The organism is Shimia litoralis (assembly GCF_005518135.1).
Taxonomy (GTDB): domain Bacteria; phylum Pseudomonadota; class Alphaproteobacteria; order Rhodobacterales; family Rhodobacteraceae; genus Shimia_E; species Shimia_E litoralis.
In genome coordinates this window covers 24,010-45,141 of sequence record NZ_SULI01000019.1, presented here as the reverse complement: position 1 = coordinate 45,141, position 21,132 = coordinate 24,010, and the positions used below count along the sequence as shown (strand labels likewise).

At 54.4% G+C, this 21,132-nt stretch carries 18 protein-coding genes and 5 tRNA genes; 7 read left to right on the top strand and 16 right to left on the bottom strand.

Annotated features, from left to right (window positions below):
* Positions 1–191: 191 nt before the first annotated feature.
* The gene (gene prfB, locus FAP39_RS13590) at positions 192–1,319 is read right to left on the bottom strand and encodes a peptide chain release factor 2 (protein ID WP_138016941.1); all 1,128 of its coding nucleotides are present in this window, start codon (positions 1,317–1,319) and stop codon (positions 192–194) included.
* A 144-nt stretch (positions 1,320–1,463) separates the two neighbouring features.
* On the opposite strand from prfB, the gene FAP39_RS13585 reads away from it, so the two are divergent.
* Complete coding sequence (locus tag FAP39_RS13585) at positions 1,464–2,600, top strand: DUF418 domain-containing protein (protein ID WP_138016940.1); 1,137 nt, start codon at positions 1,464–1,466, stop codon at positions 2,598–2,600.
* Here the strand turns inward: FAP39_RS13585 and FAP39_RS13580 are convergent.
* The 3 genes from FAP39_RS13580 to FAP39_RS13570 all read right to left on the bottom strand — a co-directional run bounded on the left by FAP39_RS13580 (position 2,529) and on the right by FAP39_RS13570 (position 7,639).
* Positions 2,529–5,081 (bottom strand): penicillin-binding protein 1A, encoded by a 2,553-nt coding sequence (locus FAP39_RS13580; protein ID WP_138016939.1) that lies wholly within the window; start codon positions 5,079–5,081, stop codon positions 2,529–2,531. The genes FAP39_RS13585 and FAP39_RS13580 overlap by 72 nt on opposite strands.
* Positions 5,082–5,206: 125 nt before the next feature.
* Positions 5,207–6,430, bottom strand: a complete 1,224-nt coding sequence (locus tag FAP39_RS13575; RefSeq protein ID WP_138016938.1) for an N-acetylmuramoyl-L-alanine amidase — start codon at positions 6,428–6,430, stop codon at positions 5,207–5,209.
* Between the two features lie 57 nt (positions 6,431–6,487).
* On the bottom strand, positions 6,488–7,639 hold the full coding sequence (locus FAP39_RS13570) for a pyridoxal phosphate-dependent aminotransferase (protein ID WP_138016937.1): 1,152 nt from the start codon (positions 7,637–7,639) through the stop codon (positions 6,488–6,490).
* Positions 7,640–7,661: 22 nt separating this feature from the next.
* Here FAP39_RS13570 and FAP39_RS13565 point away from each other — a divergent pair, with 22 nt between their 5' ends.
* Together FAP39_RS13565 and FAP39_RS13560 are read left to right on the top strand one after the other, a co-directional pair.
* A complete protein-coding gene (locus FAP39_RS13565; protein ID WP_138016936.1) occupies positions 7,662–9,017 on the top strand; it encodes a M48 family metalloprotease in 1,356 nt (451 codons plus the stop codon).
* Positions 9,018–9,030: 13 nt separating this feature from the next.
* On the top strand, positions 9,031–9,780 hold the full coding sequence (locus tag FAP39_RS13560) for a DsbA family protein (protein ID WP_138016935.1): 750 nt from the start codon (positions 9,031–9,033) through the stop codon (positions 9,778–9,780).
* 66 nt (positions 9,781–9,846) lie between these two features.
* Here FAP39_RS13560 and ispG read toward each other — a convergent pair whose 3' ends face one another.
* The 3 genes from ispG to hemA form a co-directional block, all read right to left on the bottom strand.
* Positions 9,847–10,965 (bottom strand): flavodoxin-dependent (E)-4-hydroxy-3-methylbut-2-enyl-diphosphate synthase, encoded by a 1,119-nt coding sequence (gene ispG / locus FAP39_RS13555; protein WP_138016934.1) that lies wholly within the window; start codon positions 10,963–10,965, stop codon positions 9,847–9,849.
* Positions 10,966–11,050: 85 nt separating this feature from the next.
* Complete coding sequence (locus FAP39_RS13550; RefSeq protein WP_138016933.1) at positions 11,051–12,247, bottom strand: helix-turn-helix domain-containing protein; 1,197 nt, start codon at positions 12,245–12,247, stop codon at positions 11,051–11,053.
* Between the two features lie 110 nt (positions 12,248–12,357).
* Positions 12,358–13,620, bottom strand: a complete 1,263-nt coding sequence (hemA, locus tag FAP39_RS13545; protein ID WP_138016960.1) for a 5-aminolevulinate synthase — start codon at positions 13,618–13,620, stop codon at positions 12,358–12,360.
* Between the two features lie 180 nt (positions 13,621–13,800).
* On the opposite strand from hemA, the gene FAP39_RS13540 reads away from it, so the two are divergent.
* Positions 13,801–15,174 (top strand): M20/M25/M40 family metallo-hydrolase, encoded by a 1,374-nt coding sequence (locus tag FAP39_RS13540; RefSeq protein WP_138016932.1) that lies wholly within the window; start codon positions 13,801–13,803, stop codon positions 15,172–15,174.
* Between the two features lie 86 nt (positions 15,175–15,260).
* On the opposite strand, the gene FAP39_RS13535 is transcribed toward FAP39_RS13540, so the two are convergent.
* From FAP39_RS13535 to FAP39_RS13525, 3 genes are all read right to left on the bottom strand, one after another.
* Positions 15,261–15,488, bottom strand: a complete 228-nt coding sequence (locus FAP39_RS13535; protein ID WP_138016931.1) for an RND transporter — start codon at positions 15,486–15,488, stop codon at positions 15,261–15,263.
* 59 nt (positions 15,489–15,547) lie between these two features.
* Positions 15,548–15,624: transfer RNA gene (locus FAP39_RS13530), tRNA-Asp, on the bottom strand.
* Positions 15,625–15,678: 54 nt separating this feature from the next.
* Positions 15,679–15,755, bottom strand: a tRNA-Asp gene (locus FAP39_RS13525).
* A gap of 204 nt (positions 15,756–15,959) precedes the next feature.
* Here FAP39_RS13525 and FAP39_RS13520 point away from each other — a divergent pair.
* The gene (locus tag FAP39_RS13520; RefSeq protein WP_138016930.1) at positions 15,960–16,142 is read left to right on the top strand and encodes a hypothetical protein; all 183 of its coding nucleotides are present in this window, start codon (positions 15,960–15,962) and stop codon (positions 16,140–16,142) included.
* Between the two features lie 111 nt (positions 16,143–16,253).
* Here FAP39_RS13520 and FAP39_RS13515 read toward each other — a convergent pair whose 3' ends face one another.
* The 5 genes from FAP39_RS13515 to FAP39_RS13495 all read right to left on the bottom strand — a co-directional run bounded on the left by FAP39_RS13515 (position 16,254) and on the right by FAP39_RS13495 (position 20,510).
* Positions 16,254–16,760 carry a hypothetical protein gene (locus FAP39_RS13515; protein WP_138016929.1) on the bottom strand — a complete coding sequence of 169 codons (507 nt, stop codon included), beginning with the start codon at positions 16,758–16,760 and terminating at the stop codon, positions 16,254–16,256.
* Positions 16,761–16,912: 152 nt separating this feature from the next.
* On the bottom strand, positions 16,913–17,548 hold the full coding sequence (locus FAP39_RS13510) for a ChrR family anti-sigma-E factor (protein WP_138016928.1): 636 nt from the start codon (positions 17,546–17,548) through the stop codon (positions 16,913–16,915).
* Between the two features lies 1 nt (position 17,549).
* Positions 17,550–18,065: a sigma-70 family RNA polymerase sigma factor gene (locus FAP39_RS13505; RefSeq protein WP_138016959.1), complete on the bottom strand. Its 516-nt coding sequence runs from the start codon at positions 18,063–18,065 to the stop codon at positions 17,550–17,552.
* Between the two features lie 302 nt (positions 18,066–18,367).
* Positions 18,368–18,443: transfer RNA gene (locus tag FAP39_RS13500), tRNA-Val, on the bottom strand.
* Between the two features lie 123 nt (positions 18,444–18,566).
* Entirely contained in the window at positions 18,567–20,510 is a 1,944-nt protein-coding gene (locus tag FAP39_RS13495; RefSeq protein WP_138016927.1) for a hypothetical protein, read from the bottom strand.
* 198 nt (positions 20,511–20,708) lie between these two features.
* On the opposite strand from FAP39_RS13495, the gene FAP39_RS13490 reads away from it, so the two are divergent.
* A tRNA-Thr gene (locus FAP39_RS13490) sits at positions 20,709–20,784 on the top strand.
* A gap of 127 nt (positions 20,785–20,911) precedes the next feature.
* Positions 20,912–21,037, top strand: a complete 126-nt coding sequence (locus FAP39_RS17915; RefSeq protein ID WP_281280263.1) for a hypothetical protein — start codon at positions 20,912–20,914, stop codon at positions 21,035–21,037.
* A 15-nt stretch (positions 21,038–21,052) separates the two neighbouring features.
* Here the strand turns inward: FAP39_RS17915 and FAP39_RS13485 are convergent.
* A tRNA-Val gene (locus tag FAP39_RS13485) sits at positions 21,053–21,128 on the bottom strand.
* Positions 21,129–21,132: the final 4 nt, after the last annotated feature.

The following is a 21,132-nucleotide window of genomic DNA, read 5'->3' as shown; positions in this document are numbered from 1 at the left end:
AAGAACAAGACCCGCTTTTGGGCAACAAATCAACCTTTACGAATATGACAGCGCCAATTCGTCGCTTGAAGGGAAGAAAATTGGCTTGCGACGCGTTGAATTCACGCCGCATGCCCTCGGAACAGGACCCTGCGTCGGCTTGCACCGCGCAATTCGGCCCCCAAAGGAGCGGTGTCAGACAGAGACTGGGACTAATCTTCGCTTTGCGCGTCTGCTCGGCTTTTGCCTGCGACATTCATTGCCAATGTGGCGGCCATAAAGCCATCCAGATCCCCATCCAAAACGCCTTTTGTGTCTGACGTTTCGAAATTTGTGCGCAAATCCTTCACCATTTGATACGGCTGCAACACATATGACCGGATTTGGTTTCCCCAACCGGCATCGCCCTTATTTTCGTGCGCTTCGTTGATTGCAGCGTTCCGGCGATCCAGCTCTTGTTGATACAAACGAGACTTCAGCGCCTTCATGGCAATGTCACGGTTTTGGTGTTGGGATTTTTCAGAGCTGGTCACAACGATACCCGTCGGATGGTGGGTAATCCGCACGGCAGAGTCCGTGGTGTTCACGTGCTGACCGCCCGCGCCGGACGAACGATACGTATCAATGCGAATGTCGGCCGGGTTGACCTCGATGTCGATATTGTCATCCACAACAGGGTACACCCAAATGGAACTGAATGATGTGTGGCGCTTGGCAGCCGAGTCATAAGGCGAAATGCGCACCAGACGATGCACACCGCTTTCCGATTTCAGCCAACCATAAGCATTGTGCCCCGAAATCTTGTAGGCGGCCGATTTGATACCGGCCTCTTCCCCGGATGTTTCGGACTGCAACTCGACTTTATAGCCCTTCTTTTCGGCCCAACGGACATACATCCGTGCCAGCATACTGGCCCAGTCACAACTTTCGGTGCCCCCTGCCCCAGAGTTGATTTCCAGAAACGTGTCATTGCCATCGGCTTCGCCATCCAGCAGCGCCTCGAGCTCTTTTTCCGCTGCAGTGATCGCCAAAGCTTTTAGGGCGTCTTCTGCTTCGGAAATGACCTCGTCGTCCTCTTCCATCTCACCAAGTTCGATCAGTTCGATGTTGTCGTTCAAATCTGTTTCAATGGAACTACACACCTGCATGGCATCCACCAAGGTCTGGCGTTCGCGCATCAGTTTTTGGGCCGCTTCAGGGTCGTTCCACAAATCAGGGTCTTCAACCCGGGCATTGAACTCCTCGAGACGGTAAGGGGCTGTTTCCCAATCCAGCCGTTGACGCAACAACTCGAGCGACTTGTTAATTTCCGTTACGGTGTTCTGTATCTCGGCGCGCATCGGTTGGTCCGTCCTGTGATTTCAGACACGGGTGATAAACCACCCGTGGTGTGCGAGCAAGGCAATGCCGCGTTGAACTTGTCAAAACCAAAGGTGCCCCACATATTGCTTTCAGAAAATAGGACCAATTCAGGATCATAAACAGTGACTGACACCAAATCTTCGCGCCTTGAGGGATTAGACCTCGCCCGATTTATTGCCTTTGCAGGGATGGTGATTGTCAACTTCTCAGTGGTCATCGGAGTTAAACCCGACACAAGTTTGGCATGGCAGTTTACCGAAGCCCTACAAGGACGCGCCGCCGCAAGTTTTGTTGTTCTTGCGGGGCTTGGGTTGGGATTGGGTGCCTCTGGCATTGCTTTTGGCCAGAGCTTGTCGGTGACAGTCCGCAGATCTGTGTTTCTTTTGTGTATTGGCTTGGGGAACAGCCTCATTTTTGACGCTGATATTCTGCACTATTATGCGTTCTATTTTCTGTTCGCCGCCTTCTTCATTCCGCTTGCCTCCAGATGGATCTGGAGCGCAATCGTGCTGTTGAACGTGGCGTTTGTCGTGATGATTTTGACCTTGGATTACGACGCGGGCTGGAACTGGGACACTTATACGTACGAGGACTTTTGGACGGTCACAGGGTTTATCCGCAATCTGTTTTTCAACGGATGGCATCCAGTCATCCCCTGGCTCAGCTTTATGCTCTTGGGGCTTGTACTGGCGCGGGCGTCACTGAGTGACCGTCGCGTTCAGGTGCGCCTTGGGCTCATTGGTTTGGCGTGTGTCAGCGTCGCCGAAGGTGTGTCTTGGGGACTTCGCGCGCTGGTGATGACAACAGATCCCGAGCTGGCAGAACTCTTGACCACAGCACCAGTGCCTCCGATGCCACTGTATATCCTAGCTGGCAGCGGCGCCGCGATGATCTTGTGCTCTTTGTGTCTGACCTTGGCACCGATCACGAAACGGTTCGGGCTTACAGCCATATGTGCGCCCGCAGGTCGGCAAACGCTGACATTGTACATTGGCCATATTCTGGTGGGCATGGGATGTCTGGAAGCCCTGCAATTGATCGAGTCAGAGGCCTCAGCCCAAAGCGCCCTGACATGGTCGTTCGCCTTTATCGCTTGCGCTGTGATCTATGCCTATGCTTGGTCCCGCGTGTTCAAACGCGGACCCATCGAGGCCTTGATGCGCCAGACGGCGGGGGTAACACAGGGCCTAATACAGCCCCCCCGAACTCAGTGTGCCAAAATCAGCCTTTGGCCCGACGACGGCCTTTTTACCACTTGAAGTCGTCACTTCACGACCACCATAGGTTTCGACTTCTTCGACCAACGGCAGGTTGGCACCCATCGCAAAGCCACCATCATAGGTGATGCCAAAGACAGGTTCCTCTCCGTCACGGAAATATTCCGCGACAACCGCAGGGCCGGACGCATCGTCAGACAGGCGCGCCCCTGTATACCGGTCGATCTTGATGAAATGGCCGCCGGGCGGGACACGGAATTTGCCCGCACCATATTCTTCGATGGCTTCTTTCATGAACTCTTGGAACACGGGCCCACAGGTGTTGCCCCCATAAGTCCCCCGCCCAAGGGGACGTGGTCGGTCATGGCCGATATAACAGCCCGCCACCAAAGTGTTTGTAAACCCGATAAACCAGACGTCTTTGGCTTCATTTGTAGTGCCGGTTTTGCCGGCGACAGGCACCGGCAGATTGATCGCGCTTGCCGCCGTGCCGCGCTGGACAACGCCCTGCATCATCGACGTCAGCTGATACGCCGTCACAGCATCCATCACACGTTCACGGTTTGATACAATTCTTGGCCCCCGAGACGCCGCAATGTCGGCTTGGGCACAATCGGTGCAATCGCGTTTGTCGTGGCGATAGATGGTTTTGCCATATCTATCCTGAACACGGTCAACCAATGTCGGTTCCACACGTTCACCACCGTTGGCAAACATCGCATAAGCCGCCACCATCTTAAACAATGTGGTTTCTTCTGAACCCAAAGAGTTGGCCAAGAATTCGCCCATGCTATCATAGACGCCAAAACGTTCGGCATAATTTGCGACAACATTCATCCCGACCTCTTGCGCCAGACGGATGGTCATCAGGTTTCTCGAATACTCGATACCTGTCCGAAGCGGTGTCGGGCCATAGAATTTGTTGGACGAGTTGCGCGGACGCCAAACGCCTTGCGGCGTGTTGATTTCGATAGGCGCGTCAATCACGATTGTTGCCGGGGAATACCCGCTATCCAGCGCTGATGCATACACAAATGGTTTGAAACTTGATCCGGGTTGACGCTTGGCCTGCGTGGCACGGTTGAACACAGAGTCCTGATAGCTAAAGCCGCCTTGCATCGCGATGACACGCCCGTTGTTGACGTCCATGGCCATAAAGCCACCTTGAACTTCGGGCACTTGGCGCAATGACCACCGCACGAACTCGCCGCCGTCATCCTTGGTAATGGCGCGCACCAAAATGACATCGCCAGTCTCAAGCAAATCCCCTGCAACCTTCGCCTTTTTGCCCCGTTTGCCATCTGGCAAAACTTTGCGTGCCCAAGTCACATCTTTTGGTGTGATCACATGCGTGCCGTCGTCCGTAAGCTTTGCAATGCCGATCTTGGCCTCGGATGCACCGACACTCAGGACCACGGCGGGGTACCATGTGCCTTCAAGTTTGACATCACGCGGGACGTCCACATTTGCGAGCGCCTCACGCCAAGTCGCTTCATCGACCATCTGTTCCGCGCTCAGGGTTTTACCTGTTCCGCGCCACAGGCCCTGCGACCGGTCATATTTTTCCAACGCCCGCTGCAGCGCCTTGGCGGCAATGTCCTGCATTGCGGGGTCAACGGTTGCACTCACTGTCATCCCCCCCGAGAAAAACTCCTCTTCGCCAAAGTCCACGCTGAGCTGGCGGCGAATTTCGTCAGAAAAGTAATCACGTGGTGGCAACGCGGATTTGAAACTCTCGAAATCGCCGTTTTGCACCGACCGAAGGGGGAGCGCCTTTTCAGATTCATACTCGGCTTGGGTGATGTACCCGTTTTCGGCCATTTCCTTGAGCACAAAATTCCTGCGTGACATCAGGCGATCTTTGCGACGCACAGGATGAAAATCCGAAGGTGCCTTGGGCATGGACGCCAACGTGGCGGCCTCGTGTGGGGCCAGTTCCGACAGGGATTTGTTGAAATACGTCTGTGCGGCAGCGGCTACCCCGTAAGAGTTTTGGCCCAGAAAGATCTCGTTCATGTACAATTCAAGGATCTGATCTTTGCTCAACGACTCTTCGACACGGGTGGCCAGAATAATTTCCTTGATCTTACGCTCAGCGCGCCGGTCCCCTGACAACAAGAAGTTCTTCATAACCTGTTGCGTGATGGTCGAAGCCCCGCGCACATTTGACCCGCGCGAGCGCACGGCCTCGACGGCCGCAGCAGCGATGCCGCGCGCATCATATCCATGATGGTGATAAAAGTTTTTGTCTTCCGCCGAGATAAACGCCTGTTTGACCAAATCCGGAATTTGGTCGGATGGCACAAAAAGACGCCGCTCTTTGGCAAATTCGTCAATAATGTTGCCCTCGCCGGAATAAATTCGGCTGATGGTTGGCGGCTTGTATTGCGCAAGGCTTTCGTGGCTGGGCAATTCCCGCCCATACATCCAAAATACTGCCCCAATCGACAGTGCCACAACGGCTGCGCCCATCGTCACAAAGGTGAAGATGGTTCCAAAGAATGATAGAATTGCTCTCAGCACATTAGGCCCCTGTCTCGCGCATGCTCGGGTTGTCTACTAGACTCTATATAGGTTGGCTTCGGGGCGGTCAAAACACTAGCGGCTCATTACTGCGCGTCTTTTTGCCTGAAAATTCCACATTATTCTTACTGGCGGACCAAATCACGCAGAGCTTTGTCTTCGTCGACCCAAGCCTGTATCCCATCACGAATGGCCCCCGCCATCACCGCACGCCAGTTTGGATCCCGCAGGTTGGCAAGATCTTGTGGAGACGACAAAAACCCCACTTCGATCAGGACAGACGGGATATCGGCAGCTTTCAAGACCGAAAACCCTGCCACACGATGCGGTTTCTTGTTCAAACTTCCACTCGCTGTGTGCATTGACGAGATCAAATTTGCCGCCAAAAGTGCGGTGCGTGGTCGTGTTTCCAACCGCGCGAGATCTAACAAAACATCGGCGACTTCGTCATCGGCCCCCGACAAATCGATACCCGCCAATATGTCATCACGATCATGGCGTTCTGCCAAAATGGCAGACGCTGCATCTGACGCCTCATCCGACAGGGTGTACACCGTTGCGCCCCGTGCATGACCTTGCTGGAGCGCGTCCGCATGCAACGAAATGAACACATCAGCGCCCGCATCATGCGCAAGGGACACGCGCCGTTCAAGCGAAACAAAATGGTCGCCGTCCCGGGTCAGAATGACGTCGAACCCGCCTGCACGCCGCAAGCTGTCACGCACCTCGCGGGCAAACTGCAGCATCAATGACTTCTCTTGGGTTCCGTCACGTTCAGCTCCGACATCAATCCCGCCATGACCGGGGTCAAGCACGACGACAATCGGCGCCCAGTCGGGCTTGGTCTGGCGCGGTGATGGTGTTGTTTCAACAGCAGGCGGCAAATCCCAACGTGGATCACGCGGAGCGCCAGCATGGCGCGCATAAATTTCGTCGCTGCGCCGCGCAAGATCGATCGTCAAGAGCGCCCCACCGGTGGTCTGATCCACCACAAGGCCCGCAGTTTCAACAACCAAGGGCACCTCAAGGTCAAACACCATTCGGCTCCAGCCTGGGCGGAATTGGCCGAACCGGATATCGGAAATCCCCTCGGCCTGCCCCAACGCATCGCGATCAAATCCGCTCCAGTCGACTTCGCGAAAATCCAGCACCATCCGGCGCGGGTCATCAAGTTGGAAAATGCGCCATGGCACACCTTGCGACAAGCCAAGCTCGAGCCGCACAGCGCCCTGCCAGCCCTCAGACAGCTTGCTCTGAGCAGGAGACACGCGGGCCAACCCCGTGAAGTCTTGTGCGTGCCCGACCGACGCCCATAACAGGACAAAAAGAAAACTCAGTATTCTGCGCATCCGGTGCTCCGGTTTGTGTGATTCAATGCCTAGCCTAAATTTCGCGAACTGAACATATCACACGTGGCCATGGGTCCGCATAAAGCGTGCAAGTCGTTCAAGCCCGTCCGCGATATCTTGTGAAGACCTTGCATATGAAAACCGTAATGTGCCCGCGCCTCTGATCGGGTCAAAATCCAGACCCGGTGTGACCGCGACACCAACTTCATCAAGAATATCACGGGCGAACTGGCGGCTATCATTGGTAAAGTCGCTGACGTCTACATAGACATAAAAGGCGCCATCAGGCGGCGCAAATTTGGTGAACCCTGCCTTGGGCAAGCCTTCGATCATCATCTGTCGGTTGCGTGTGTAAACGGCAAGGTTGCCGCGCAATTCATCATCACAGTCCATCGCGGCCAGAGCGGCCACTTGGGACACGTGCGGCGCGCAGATGAACATGTTTTGTGCCAACCGTTCGATCAATCGCACATGATCCTCTGGCACCACCATCCATCCCGCACGCCAGCCCGTCATGCTAAAATACTTGGAGAACGAATTGATGACATAACAGTCGTCGGTCATTTCAAGGGCCGTCACAGCCTTGGCTTCGTATTCAATGCCATGGTAAATCTCGTCACTGATAAATGCTGCGCCTTTTGCCTGCGTAGCATCAATCAGGGCGGTCATAGCTGTTTTATCCAACATCGTGCCCGTCGGATTCGCCGGAGAGGCCACCATGAGGCCCTGAACATCCAACTCTGCGAAATCATCGGGCACCGGTTGCAACCGGTTTTCCGGCGCAGTCTGAAGATCGACAGGGTTCAACGACAAAGCCTTAAGAATTTGACGATATGACGGATACCCTGGGGCACCGATCGCCACCGAGTCGCCTGCATCAAACAGGGCGGAAAACGCCAACAAAAAGGCACCCGATGATCCCGGCGTGACAATTACACGGTTTGGATCAAGATCCACATCGTACCAGTCACCATACAGTTTGGCGATCCGCTGGCGCAGCGCCGGAAGCCCAAGCGCCACCGTATATCCAAGCGCATCCGACTGCATTGTCTCAGTCAGCGCATCTCTGGCCGCTTTCGGAGCGGCAGTGCTGGGCTGGCCGACTTCCATATGGATAATATGGCGTCCGGCGGCTTCGGCCTGACGGGCCGCTTCCATGACATCCATCACAATAAAGGGATCGACTTCCCCACGTCTTGAGTTTCGCATATTTTTCGTCCCTAGTGTCGCCATGATCTTTCACCGCGAAACGGCTGCGCCGTCAATCCATTCTCTGCGCTTGATCCTCGGTTTGATGCTGGGGCTGATGTTGATGCTGAGCGCATTGCCGGCACGGGCCATCTCGTTGATCCGTGATCCGGATATTGAATATGCTTTGGCGCGCGTCGCCGATCCAATCCTGAGCGCGGCCGGATTGGGGAGCAACGTCAGAATTCTTGTGGTCAACGATCAGTCCCTGAACGCGTTTGTCATCGACAACCAGCATATCTTCATTCACCTCGGAATGTTGATGCGTATGGATACCCCAGAAATGCTACAGGCCATCATCGCACATGAGGCCGCGCATATCACCAACGGTCATATTGCACGCCGCATCACAAATATGGGCAACGTTCAATCGGCAGCGGGACTGGGCATGGCGCTTGCACTTGCGGCGGCAGCCGCGACCGGAAATGCCGAGGTCGGTGCCGGGTTGGCCATCGGGGCAAATTCAGCGGCACAGCGGCGGTTCTTGGCACATTCCCGTGCAGAAGAAACATCGGCAGACCATTCCGGTGCCAGATACATGACACGTGCCGGCATCGACCCCTCGGGCGCCGTATCGGTGCACGAATTGTTTCGCGGTCAAGAGATGCTGAATATTTCGCGGCAAGACCCCTATATGCGATCCCACCCTTTAACCCGCGATCGTATTCGCGCCATGCAAACCTATGTGGATACACACACTGGCACCTTTGATAAACAAACCGACGCCGAATACTGGTTTGCGCGCGCCCGCGGCAAAGCATCCGCCTTTATGAGATCATCAAGCTGGACCTTGCGCCGTGCAAACTCTAGCCCCACGCGCGACATCGCATTGATGCGAGAAGCCGTCGCGTACCACAAGCTGCCTGACCACGCCTCTGCCCGCGCCAAGATTGACCAAGCGCTTGCCGAACGCCCCGACGACCCCTTTTATTATGAGCTCAAGGGGCAAATTCTGTTGGAAAGCCGCCGCTTCTCAGACGCGGTCGAGGCCTATAAACGCGCCACCGAGCTTGCCCCGGGAAACGCGCTATGTATGGCCAGCTATGGGCGGGCCTTGCTGGTGTCCGGCAATCCAGAAGAGGCTTTGCCAATCCTTGAGGCAGCGCGCTCGCGGGATTTTCGCGATTTGCGCCTGTTGCGGGATCTGGGCGCGGCCTATGCGCACACAGGTCAAAATGGCATGGCATCTTTGGCCACCGCAGAGCGATATGCCTTTCAAGGGCGTCTGAAAGACGCAGAAATTCACGCACGTCGTGCCAGCCATCTGCTTCCGACAGGATCAGGGCCGTGGCGACGCGCAGAAGATGTATTGAGGGCCGCGAAACGCGCCCAGAAATGATGGAGAACCACACATGCTAAAGATCATCGCCAGCGCCGCAACCGCGCTTTGCCTTGCCTCGGTGCCTGCGCAGGCCTTTGACCTTGGGGATATGACCACGGACGAGCGCGCGGCGTTTCGCTCGGAAATCAGGGCATATCTGCTAGATAACCCCGAGGTCATTATGGAGGCTGTCGCCCTACTCGAACGGCGCGAATCTGAATCCGCCGCAGCCCATGATCTGGCGCTTGTCCAAGCAAACGCCCAAGATATTTTCAGCGACGGCTATTCGTGGGTTGGCGGGAACCTAGACGGCGACATCACTCTGGTTGAATTTGTCGACTATCGCTGTGGATATTGCCGCAAAGCGCATGCCGAGGTGCAAAAGCTGGTCGCCGCCGATGGAAATATCCGTCTGATTTACAAAGAATTCCCAATCTTGGGAGAAGCATCATTGCTGTCGTCGCGCTTTGCGATTGCCGTCAAGCAGATTGCCGGAGACGACGCCTACGAAGACATGCATGATGCGCTGATCACGTTTAAAGGCGATATCACGCCCACAACGCTCACGCGGTTGGCTGACTCAATGGGGTTGGATGCCACAGCGATCCTAGACAAAATGAACGATCCTTCGGTCACGGATGAAATTCAGAGAACCCGCGCCCTTGCTGGCAAACTCAAGATTTCAGGGACGCCGACATTTGTGATGAAAGACCAACTGCTGCGTGGGTATCTGCCTCTGGACAGCATGACCGCGCTGGTTGCGGAAAAACGCTCGCGCTAATCGCACAATGATATGAACGCGCCCCATCCGCCCCCAACAAGGGGCGCGGGTGGGACACTTGAAACTCTATTCTTTTGGCGATGCCGCTTCGATTTCTGCCGCACGGCGTTCGACCTGTTCCACGATATGTTCAACCATTTGATCGTTCGACAGTTTGTGGCTTTGCTTACCAGCCAGATACACCATACCTGATCCAGCACCGCCACCGGTAAACCCGATATCTGTCATCAAAGCTTCTCCAGGGCCGTTCACCACGCACCCTATGATTGACAGGCTCATGGGCGTATGAATATGTGCCAGACGCTTTTCCAGCGCATCCACCGTCTTAATGACGTCAAACCCCTGACGCGCGCAGCTTGGGCATGAGATGATGTTTACACCGCGGTGCCTAAGCCCAAGAGATTTGAGAATTTCAAAGCCGACTTTGACTTCTTCCACCGGGTCAGCGGACAAAGACACCCGCAACGTATCGCCAATTCCCATCCACAAGAGCTGGCCAAGGCCAATGGCTGATTTGATAGTGCCACTGACAAAGCCCCCTGCCTCGGTCACGCCCAAGTGGATCGGCGCATCGGTGACCTCGGCAAGCTGTTGATACGCGGCGGCTGTCATGAAGACGTCCGACGCTTTGACACTGATTTTATACTCGTGAAAATCATTGTCCTCAAGAATGCGGATATGCTCGAGGCCAGAGGCCACCATCGCATCCGGACTCGGTTCTGCGTATTGCTCCAAGAGATGCTTTTCAAGCGAGCCAGCATTCACGCCGATCCGGATCGCACACCCGTGATCTTTGGCGGCCTGAATCACATCTTTGACGCGTTGCTCATCGCCGATATTTCCGGGGTTGATCCGCAAACAGGCCGCGCCTGCTTCGGCCGCCTCGATCGCACGCTTATAGTGAAAATGGATGTCAGCCACGATTGGCACCGTCGTTTCACGCACAATTTCACGCAAGGCCTTGGTCGATGCCGCATCCGGCGTCGATACACGCACGATATCGGCCCCTGCCTCGGCAGCCGCCTGAACTTGGGCAACGGTGGCCGCGACATCCGAAGTATCGGTGTTGGTCATGGTTTGCACCGCAATCGGGGCATCCCCACCAACCGGCACATTTCCCACATGAATTTGACGGGATTTGCGGCGCTCGATATTACGCCACGGACGAATATGATTCATCGACATGAAAGGCCCTCACCAAATCAGGTTCATGGCCTATGTAAGTCTCTTGGGCGTAAGGGGCAATGCGCGATCACGCGCAACACCCATATCAATCGCGAGAGATGACCACATCGCTTGCAGCAGCCAGTGCTACGATCTTGGCCAGCTCGGGATCATGGTCCAAATCCGCGAGATCATAGGTTTGCTGCAGGCTTTCAAGATCAAGCGCAAGATCACGCACAGTGCTTGTGCCCTCACCCACTGGACCAAACAACGCCCCATTCAGCTTCACATACACAGATCCGCTCATGCCTGCGCGCAGAACCGGGGCTTCCTCGGTCGTGGGCAACGTATATTCTTCGCCAGCGTCCAGAATTTTCTCGAAAATCACGGTGCCATCTGTTGCCTTGATCCGCACCCAAGCAGGACGCACCGCCATCAGAACAACATCTGGTGCCGTGTCTGCAACAACCTGAGGAATTACCGTATCAGCAGCAGCAGTCATCACAGGGATGTCTTCAGCAACTGGCGTGAATGTTCCAAACGAAGCCGGATCCAATGTGGAAATCGGCGCATCGCGCGACACCATCACAGGAACGTCAAGCGCTTGAGGCCGATACAGACGATCCAACGCATCAGAGGGCGGAGCGAACACGCCTGCAGCGGTCACATCCGTAGACGCATCAGTGCTTGTGGCCAGCTCTGCACCATTCAATGGGTCCAAATCTGACAACACCACCGGGGTTTGTTCAACCGGCGCCAGCTTGACGCGCTGAATTTCATTCAAAACGCTCCAGCCGCCGTATCCAATGGTCGCAATCAACGCCACAAGCACCAAAGAGGACCCGATCGCTTGCGGTTCAATGCGTGACAGGATCGACTCTTGAACGGGTGCAAAAGACATCGGTTTCTGAGTAAACGGATCACGTTCTTTTGCGGGTGCCGCTATTGCATCCGGCTTGCGAATGGTCGACGCATCGGCCGACATCCCATGCGCAGTGGCAAACCCGCTCTCTAAACAGAACGTCTCATATGCGACCTCTGGATCCATTCCCAGATACCGCGCATAAGAGCGCACATATCCTGCGATAAACCCAGGTGTTTCAAATGCTGTGGGGTCACAATCTTCGATGGCTGAAATGAAAGACGCTCGAATACGCAATTCTCTCTGCACATCCAAAAGAGATTTGCCCATCGTCGCTCGTTCGCCGCGCATCATATCGCCCAACTTGAGGGCGTAATCGTCGAAGCCTTTCGGTCCGTCGTCTACGATGTCGGTTACGCGCTGTCCCTTGCGCCTGATCATGCCGTTCGCCTCACTGCAATGCCGATCCGTTATCGTCCCCCGATTCGGATCGGACCCTTTGTTGAGGCTAAAGTAACACAGTGCAACAATTATTGCACCAAGCCCCTTGATCAGCCCGCAAGTTCGGCACGATTCAGCGCACAGTGCGACCAAAGCTGGTCCATCGCGTTCACAAGCGTATCCATTTCCCGGGGGCCGTGCACTGGTGACGGCGTAAACCGCAGCCGTTCAGTACCACGTGGTACAGTCGGGAAATTGATGGGCTGCACATAAATCCCGAATTCATCGAGCATCATGTCGGACAGGGCCTTGGTGTGTACAGGATCCCCCACAATAACAGGCACGATGTGGCTGCCGTGGTCAATGATCGGCAAACCTAGCCCCTTAAGGCGTAGCTTGAGAATTTTCGCTTGCTGCTGATGCAGATCACGACGTTCCTGATCGGTCTTGAGGTGACGGACAGAGGCCGCCGCGCCAGCCGCAATTGCAGGTGGCAACGATGTGGTGAAGATAAACCCGGGCGCATACGAGCGGATGGCATCACACATCTTGGCCGATGCCGCGATATAGCCCCCCATGACGCCATATGCCTTTGCCAACGTGCCGTTGATGATATCCAAACGATGCATCAGGCCATCACGTTCACAGACACCTGCCCCGCGCGGACCGTACATGCCAACAGCGTGAACTTCGTCAATATATGTCAGCGCGCCAAATTCGTCAGCCAAATCACAGATCGCTTTGATCGGTCCGAAATCGCCATCCATCGAATAGATCGACTCAAACGCGATCACTTTGGGCGCGGCAGGATCATCAGCAGCCAACAATTCCCGCAAGTGATCCACATCGTTGTGGCGGAAAATGCGCTTGTCACCACCATTGCGGCGCACACCTTCGATCATTGATGCGTGGTTCAACGCATCCGAATAGATAATCAAGCCAGGGAAAAGCTTTGGCAACGTCGACAGCGTGGCATCATTTGCGATGTATGCACTGGTAAACAAGAGCGCTGCTTCTTTACCATGCAGATCGGCCAGTTCGGCCTCTAGGCGCTTGTGATACACAGTTGTTCCGGAAATATTACGTGTTCCGCCAGATCCAGCACCCGTGGCGTCAAGCGCCTCGTGCATCGCCTCGAGCACAGCCGGATGTTGGCCCATGCCCAGATAATCATTACCACACCAGACGGTCACAGGTTGCTGCGTTCCGTCAGGCCGGTTCCAAACAGCGTGGGGGAAATTTCCTTTCTCTCGCTCGATGTCGATAAATGTCCGATATCGGCCTTCCTCGTGCAAACGATTCAGGGCCTCATCTAGCTTGGCGGAAAAATCCACTGGCTGTCCTCCAAAATCCTTAACGGGCTGCGTGCGCATCATCCTGCACCCCGTACATTCACTTTCATGAATGGATATAACGCGCTTTCTCATGTGGAGATAGGTTACATTTTGCCGCTTTGCCATCCTTGATTTACATCAAGACTTCTGGACAGCAACACGCGTGCTGATAGGGTCACGCCAAATGCACCCATTTTTAGATGTGAGGGACTCCCAAAAATGTCATTGCAAACCGTACTTGACCGTATTGACGCCGACCTCGGAGATGCGACGGATCGCCTGATCGAGCTTCTTAAAATTCAGTCCATATCAACCGACCCAGCTTATATTTCCGACTGTGATGCAGCTGCGGATTGGTTGGTGAATGACCTGCAAACACTTGGTGTAAAAGCAGAAAAGCGGAAAACCCCCGGACATCCGATGGTTATCGGGCATATCGACGGCGACGGACCGCACGTCTTGTTCTATGGTCACTATGACGTGCAACCCGTTGATCCTCTAGAGCTTTGGGACTCACCGCCGTTTGATCCTGCTATCGAAGATACGCCGCAGGGTAAGGTCATCCGCGGTCGCGGGTCGTCCGATGACAAGGGGCAGCTCATGACCTTTGTCGAAGCATGCCGCGCTTGGAAGGCCGTTCACGGGTCCCTGCCCTGCAAAATCAGCTTTTTCTTTGAAGGCGAAGAAGAATCAGGGTCGCCATCTCTGGTGCCGTTTATGAAGGAAAACGCCGCAGAGCTGACCAGTGATATCGCATTGATTTGCGATACGGGGTTGTTTGACAGCAAAGTCCCCGCCATCACCACCCAATTGCGGGGACTGCTTGGCGAAGATTTTACCATCACTGGCCCTGATCGTGACCTCCATTCGGGGATGTACGGTGGCATTGCGATGAATCCGATTCGTGTTCTCTCGCGCATCATCGCCGACCTTCATGACGACACCGGACGTATCACGCTTCCCGGGTTTTATGACGGGGTGCCAGAGCTGTCCGATGATATTCGCAGCCAGTGGCAGGGCCTGAACTTTGATCACCAAAGCTTCTTGAACGATGTTGGCCTCAAGTCGCCCGCTGGCGAACAGGATCGCACGCCGCTTGAACAAATCTGGTCGCGCCCTACCTGTGATGTCAACGGCATCTGGGGTGGTTATACTGGGGACGGCTTCAAAACCGTACTGCCAAGCCAAGCCTCGGCCAAACTTAGCTTTCGCCTTGTGGGGGCACAGGATCCGGATGCCATTCGCACCGCCTTCCGGACATATCTGAAGAACAGCCTGCCCGAGGGATTCTCCGTAGAATATCGCACCGAAAAAGGCTCGGCAGCGTCACAGATGTCGATTGAAGACCCCGCCTTTGAAAAAGCGCGCAAGGCGCTCTCGGACGAATGGCCAAGCCCTGCGGCGTATGTCGGATGCGGGGGCTCGATTCCAATTGCGGGGTATTTCAAGGAAATTCTCGACGTCGATGCCATGCTGATCGGATTCGGCAAAGACGACGATCAAATCCACTCGCCAAATGAAAAATATGACCTCGAGAGCTTTCACAAAGGCACGCGAAGCTGGGCGCGCATTCTCGACGCCCTCACCAAGTAAGCCTTTAACGAACATCAAGGCCACCGTCCGACCATTCGGGCGGTGGCACTAGGCCAGCATTCCCGGCCTGACGGGTGCGATGCATGTTAAGAACGTGACGCTTTTGCGACCTGACGCACTATCTTCAAAATCAAAATGACCCACGGCGCGCCGTGAAGGCACAGATCGAACCAATCGATGGGCTGTACAAGAGTTCCTTGAAACAGCATGCGCAATTTTTCAACGATATGCGGCTCGGGTGTGAACGGCGCCAAACCCAACAGCAACGCGACCGCGACCACTGTGATCCAACTCATTCTATCCAGAAATTTCATGGGAACATCCCTTTTCAGGAAAGNCAGAAATTTCATGGGAACATCCCTTTTCAGGAAAGTGGCGCGGTTGACGGGACTCGAACCCGCGACCCCCGGCGTGACAGGCCGGTACTCTAACCAACTGAGCTACAACCGCGCATATGTCTTTCGACGTGATCCTGTTTAACCCTAGATCAAGGGCTGGCAGCGATGGCGCGGTTGACGGGACTCGAACCCGCGACCCCCGGCGTGACAGGCCGGTACTCTAACCAACTGAGCTACAACCGCTCGCTGCCGCATCAGGTCTATGCCCCGAAGCGTGAGCCGTGGTTTATGCTCAGCCGCCTGCCCCGTCAAGCGTATAACAAGCCCTTATTAAAAGTTTTTTCGCGCGCCCGAGATTCTTTGATTTTTACCACCAGACTTTGAAGAATCGCCAAATTGTGCTTGGCTGTGTGTGCAATCCATTTTGACCAACAAGGAATTGAAATCATGAGACCAACGATTGTCGCGCTGTGTGCCATGGCCTTTGCCCTTTCGGCCTGCTCTTCACCGGACCCAGAACCCGTCTATATGCAGCCCAGCTTTGATAAAGCAGGCAATGCGCACTGCGATGGCGGATACGCGCTTGTCACGACAGACTCTGGCCAGCCAGCATGCGCTCCGGCATCCTAAACTGACTTTGCGGACAGCTGCCAATGCTGTCCGCATTTCCAATCGCGTACGGTTCAGTTTCCTCTAGAAACCGCAAACCATACTTGGGCGGCCTGATCGGTACGTCTGGACTTAGATCAGCGGATCATACGACCATTGCAGCAATGCCTGACGTTGCCGTGGACGGCAGTACACATCTCCGGGGTAGCAGTTCGCCCTGATTTGTCCGGCATGGCGTGCAAACCCCTTCCAGCGCGCAATTTGGCGTTTATCGATGTCCGGCACCCTGCGACCAAGATAGTATCGACAATACCATTGAAACCATCCTCGCGGGTCTGGCCCATAAATCCATCCCTTTTCGCGCCAAACGCTTAAAGGTTGCCGGCTTTTGATCCCAAAGTAGTTCAGCGCCACATCGGGCTTGGCCGATATTTTGGCACCGTCGAACCAATCATGCGGGAATTCGGCGGTACAATCATTCAAGTATTTACCTTCAAACACTCCCATTTCAAGCATCTGCTTGGGTGTGTATTTTGGGGTAAACGCATCATCAAAGTCAGACCCACAAGGCGCCGACAACACGTAAGTATAGTCAGATTGCATGCGGTCATTGACCACAATCTTTATTTCCCGGCCCATTACGCCTCCACCCCCAACATTGAAACGTCACCAAGGTGACCACTGATGTCTCTATTACGCAGTGCAAACGGGATTGGATCACGGTTTTATAAAAAATTGCTCCGCGCCTCGCCGGACCATAAGAATACGATCCTTGGAACCCTATGCGCGTGTCAAATCTTGAACAACGGCTGCAACAAACGCGGCAAAAATTGGGAAAACTGAAGCGGCGCATCTGTGGCCGCCAAACAAATGCAATCAGGCCCCGCATTGGCGATTGGCGTATGATCCAGGTTTTCATCCGCGACTTCGACGTCACCAACGCCATAATGACCTGTTTCGTCTGAAAAACTGCCTTGGAGAACCAGCGTCAATTCGAGACCACCGTGGCTGTGATCTGGCACCGCTTGACCCGCAGGAATATACAGCAGACGCACAGACCCTTGTTCGTCATTTGACAGAATGCTCTGTTTGACCCCTGCCCCAAGTTTTTTCCACTGAGGTTGCTGCCCCTTGAGCACTTCCATCACAGGCTCGGGATACACCCCCGACGACCGAAACACGGGCGTGGCAACGACTGGATCATCGAGCAGCGCAAGAATATTGTTCTTCAATTCGCTGGAGACGTTCACAACCTCTGTCGTCTCAAGCACTGCCCCCCCCACGGTTTGATGTGCCTCAAGGGCGACGCGACAGTCCTCACACATCGAAACATGCGCAGCGACCACAAGCGCGAAAGGGTGTGGCAAATTTCCAGACGCATACGCGGCAAGCATGCCATCAGAAATATAATGTCTTGCAACAACCATCTTAGCGTAATTCTCCTAATTCATGACGCAGCCGCTCTAGTCCAAGCCGAATTCGTGACTTGATCGTGCCTAAAGGCAGCCCGGTTTGCGCGCTGATCTCTTGATGGGTTAGCTCGCCCAGATATGCCTTTTCTAGGATAACCCGTTGATTTTCATTCAGTCTTGCAAGCGCATCTTTGAGTTTACCAGCCTCTTGCTCCACCGCCAGAATCTGGCTTGCATCCGGCTCCACCTCTGGATCTTCACGCAGTTCTTCTGGGACTGGCCGCTTTTCTTTGCGAATGACATCAATCTGTCGGTTCCGCGCAATTTGATAGATCCACGCCGAGACCTGCGCTCTGTGTGGGTCAAACAGATCTGCCTTGCGCCAGACCGTCAGCATCACATCTTGCACAACCTCTTCAGCTTGCGCGGCGGACATCCCAGAGCGCATCACAAACCCTTTGAGACGTGGACCAAAATAATCAAATAGCTCAGAAAACGCAGCCTTATCGCGGGCATCCCGCACGGCCAGCATCCACTGTGTTTGTAGCGATGGTTCTGCCGAGGGTTGCCTCAAGTAGTTCAATCCTTATGCCATACAAAATTGGGATCGATCACAGTCCCAAATACGACCTCAGATAAATATATCCTCATTTTGCAACGAATTGAAAGACACGGTTGCACCGCGCGCCCATCATCACTGGAGACAGCGCACTGATGCATGCGTGCGTCAGACACACATACCAACACCTTAAGCGCGGGGTGCAAAATGTAATCAGTCAGCCACCGCGCACGGTACATCAACTGCAAACGATATGGATTTTAGGCATATGGAAATGGTGGGTCGTGAGAGGCTCGAACTCCCGACATCTTCGGTGTAAACGAAGCGCTCTACCAACTGAGCTAACGACCCGGTGCGCGCCTTTTAGCGAGGCTGTGCGGGAGGTTCAATAGGGATTTTTCGAATTTTTGAATTCTTTTTTCCGCCGGTACGGCATCATGTACGGCGCCCGTTATCGAGCACCACATCACAAGCTCAGCGACCGTTGCCAGACACACTTCCAAGGTAGTCTTTCAACGCCCGACGTATCGCCCAACGCAAGTCTGGACGCGCGTATTCCTCGATGAATCGAGAGCACAGGTTTTCGCCGATAAAGAACGCAAGAACAGCACGGTCATCCGTAGCGTCAAGGTCAAGCAATCCCGACGCGCAGATTGCATCTATGTCTGCAGTACACAGGCCGAATGTGGGGTTAACAGGTGCTTTGGGCTCGTGCATTCGCAACCAGACCAAAAAACGCGCCACATCCTTGGCAACCGGCAACCAACTGGTCCCCTGAATATCCACGCCGTAAAACACCTTGTCTTTGACGTGCATATTCATCCCGACAAAATCGCCGTGTGTGGCAGCGACCAGCACATCACGCCCCTTAAGCCCCGTCGCATCCCCCCAAAGCTGATCCATCGCGACATCAATCAATGCCCGGTCCTCCTTGGTGAAGGCAGACAGGCTTTTGCCCTCGAGTTTGCGCATCATCTTTAACGCGCGCGATGGTCCAGTTCGGTGACGATCCCCGATATAGGCAGACAACCACGCCCCGCTTTGGTGCAGCAGGTGCGCGCGCTCGGAACGTGATGCGCGCCAAATCAGCTTGTCCAATCTCTGCAAGCCCACATGTGACACTGCAATTGCCCCGATTTCGGGCATGCACATCTTGCATTGGTTCACCTGATACGGGCCCTGCGCCATGTTTTGGGACACAAAATCAAGCTCTTGCTTCATTGCGGTCACCCGCGTCACGGGATCAGAAACATGAAAGATTTTAACCACCACCCGTTCAGCGTTCAAAATCGCATCATAGACGTCACTTCCGTGAGATGTCTTGATGCGCTCGCTTATCACAAAGCTGTCCACACCATCATGACTGCGAACTTTATCCTCCAAAACAGAGATCGTTTGCGCAAGGCTCGTCATTTTGGTCGGAGCAGGTACAGCGCTTGGCACATCTAATCCAAGGTGCTGCGCATCAAACCCTATGGATGAGAACTGCTTCAATATCTGCTGATCAAAGTCCGGCGCATCCAACGACAGGCAATTTTCGTTGAAATACCAATACAGATACTGCGCGTACCCGCCTTTGCGCGCAAGCGCACGCTCAAGAGCCTCGGGGAAACGCGCCACATCGCGCACCGTTTCCACGTAATGATGAAAATCACACTGGCCAAACATGATTGCAGGACGCCGGTGCATGAACCCTTCCAAACACACAGCAGAACCGAACGACACGGTTGCGCAACATGTCGACAGAATGTCGTGAATATTGGCGTCGGTCGGCAGTATATCATAGCCCTCTTCCAGCAACCGATGCACAGTTTCCATCGCGGGAATTGGATCGCTTTCAGGATGCGCCTTTACGACAACGGTGCGCCCCCCTGCCCCCGAAGCAACCGCGCGCAGCATCTCTTCTGTCGAGCAATACGCTGTACGCTGGCGATGCGGCAAATCCCCCTGCAAGAACACTGCGATCGCTCCTTTCGGAAGCTCTTCGAACTCTAATTTTTGCCCGTATCTTGAGCGCCTCGTCTCAACATGCTTACTCCTAAGCGATTGAAAGAATGCTTTGGCTTTCTTGTACGGGACACGTTTAGGACTGTAGGTGCGGCCTGAAATCGAACTGTTGCACAGCACCCCCTGAGCATCCAAATGCCAATAGGGCCGCACATAGGCGATGGTTGCGTTCAATACATTTGGTTGGTTAACCCAACCATTTTCGACGATGTGCAAATTGCCGTCGTCAAGCACGCCATCCCAGCCAATCAAACTCGGATTGCGCAACCGTTTATCGCGTGCCGTCGCCACGACCTGCCCGCCACGCGCTTCGATAAGCTTATGAATTCTCCCGAATAGGTCCAGATGCGGCTTCTGTTGATACGACTCCACAGATTTGCTTGATACGTGAAAGACGACCTTTGCGCTCATACCATCGGAACCTTTTACTGTCAGAGCTATATCTGACCACGAAACCGTATGGCCGCCCAGCAAAAAAGACCGCCCACGCAAAGATGTACTTGTACAGATCACCGCGAAATCTATGCGGAAAAATTCAATTTCCACATCTTGCAGACTCAAACAGTTCGAGGCATTAATCCCGCAGATCACGGCACCAAGTGCCGGTCTGCCTCAATAGCTCAGCTGGTAGAGCAGGTCCTTCGTAAGGACAAGGTCGGGGGTTCGAGTCCCTCTTGAGGCACCATTCAACTTGATGGCTCACATTTCCCGCTTCATATGCTTATTTGCCTCCCCCAAGGTCAGAAAATGTAACAGACTTTGATCCAGATCTCTGTTTGGTCCGTAATATTATCAAAACATAGGGGGATAATATGAAGACGTTTGTGCTGATCGTCGCGATCATTGTGGGATTTCAAGTCAAGGCCTCAGAGGGCGCCGTCATGCCTGAGACAGTTGACAGCCGGATACTGTCATGGCCACCGTTGCAAGGCAGATAGTTGTCATGGTGGAAATGGTGGGTCGTGAGAGGCTCGAACTCCCGACATCTTCGGTGTAAACGAAGCGCTCTACCAACTGAGCTAACGACCCGGTG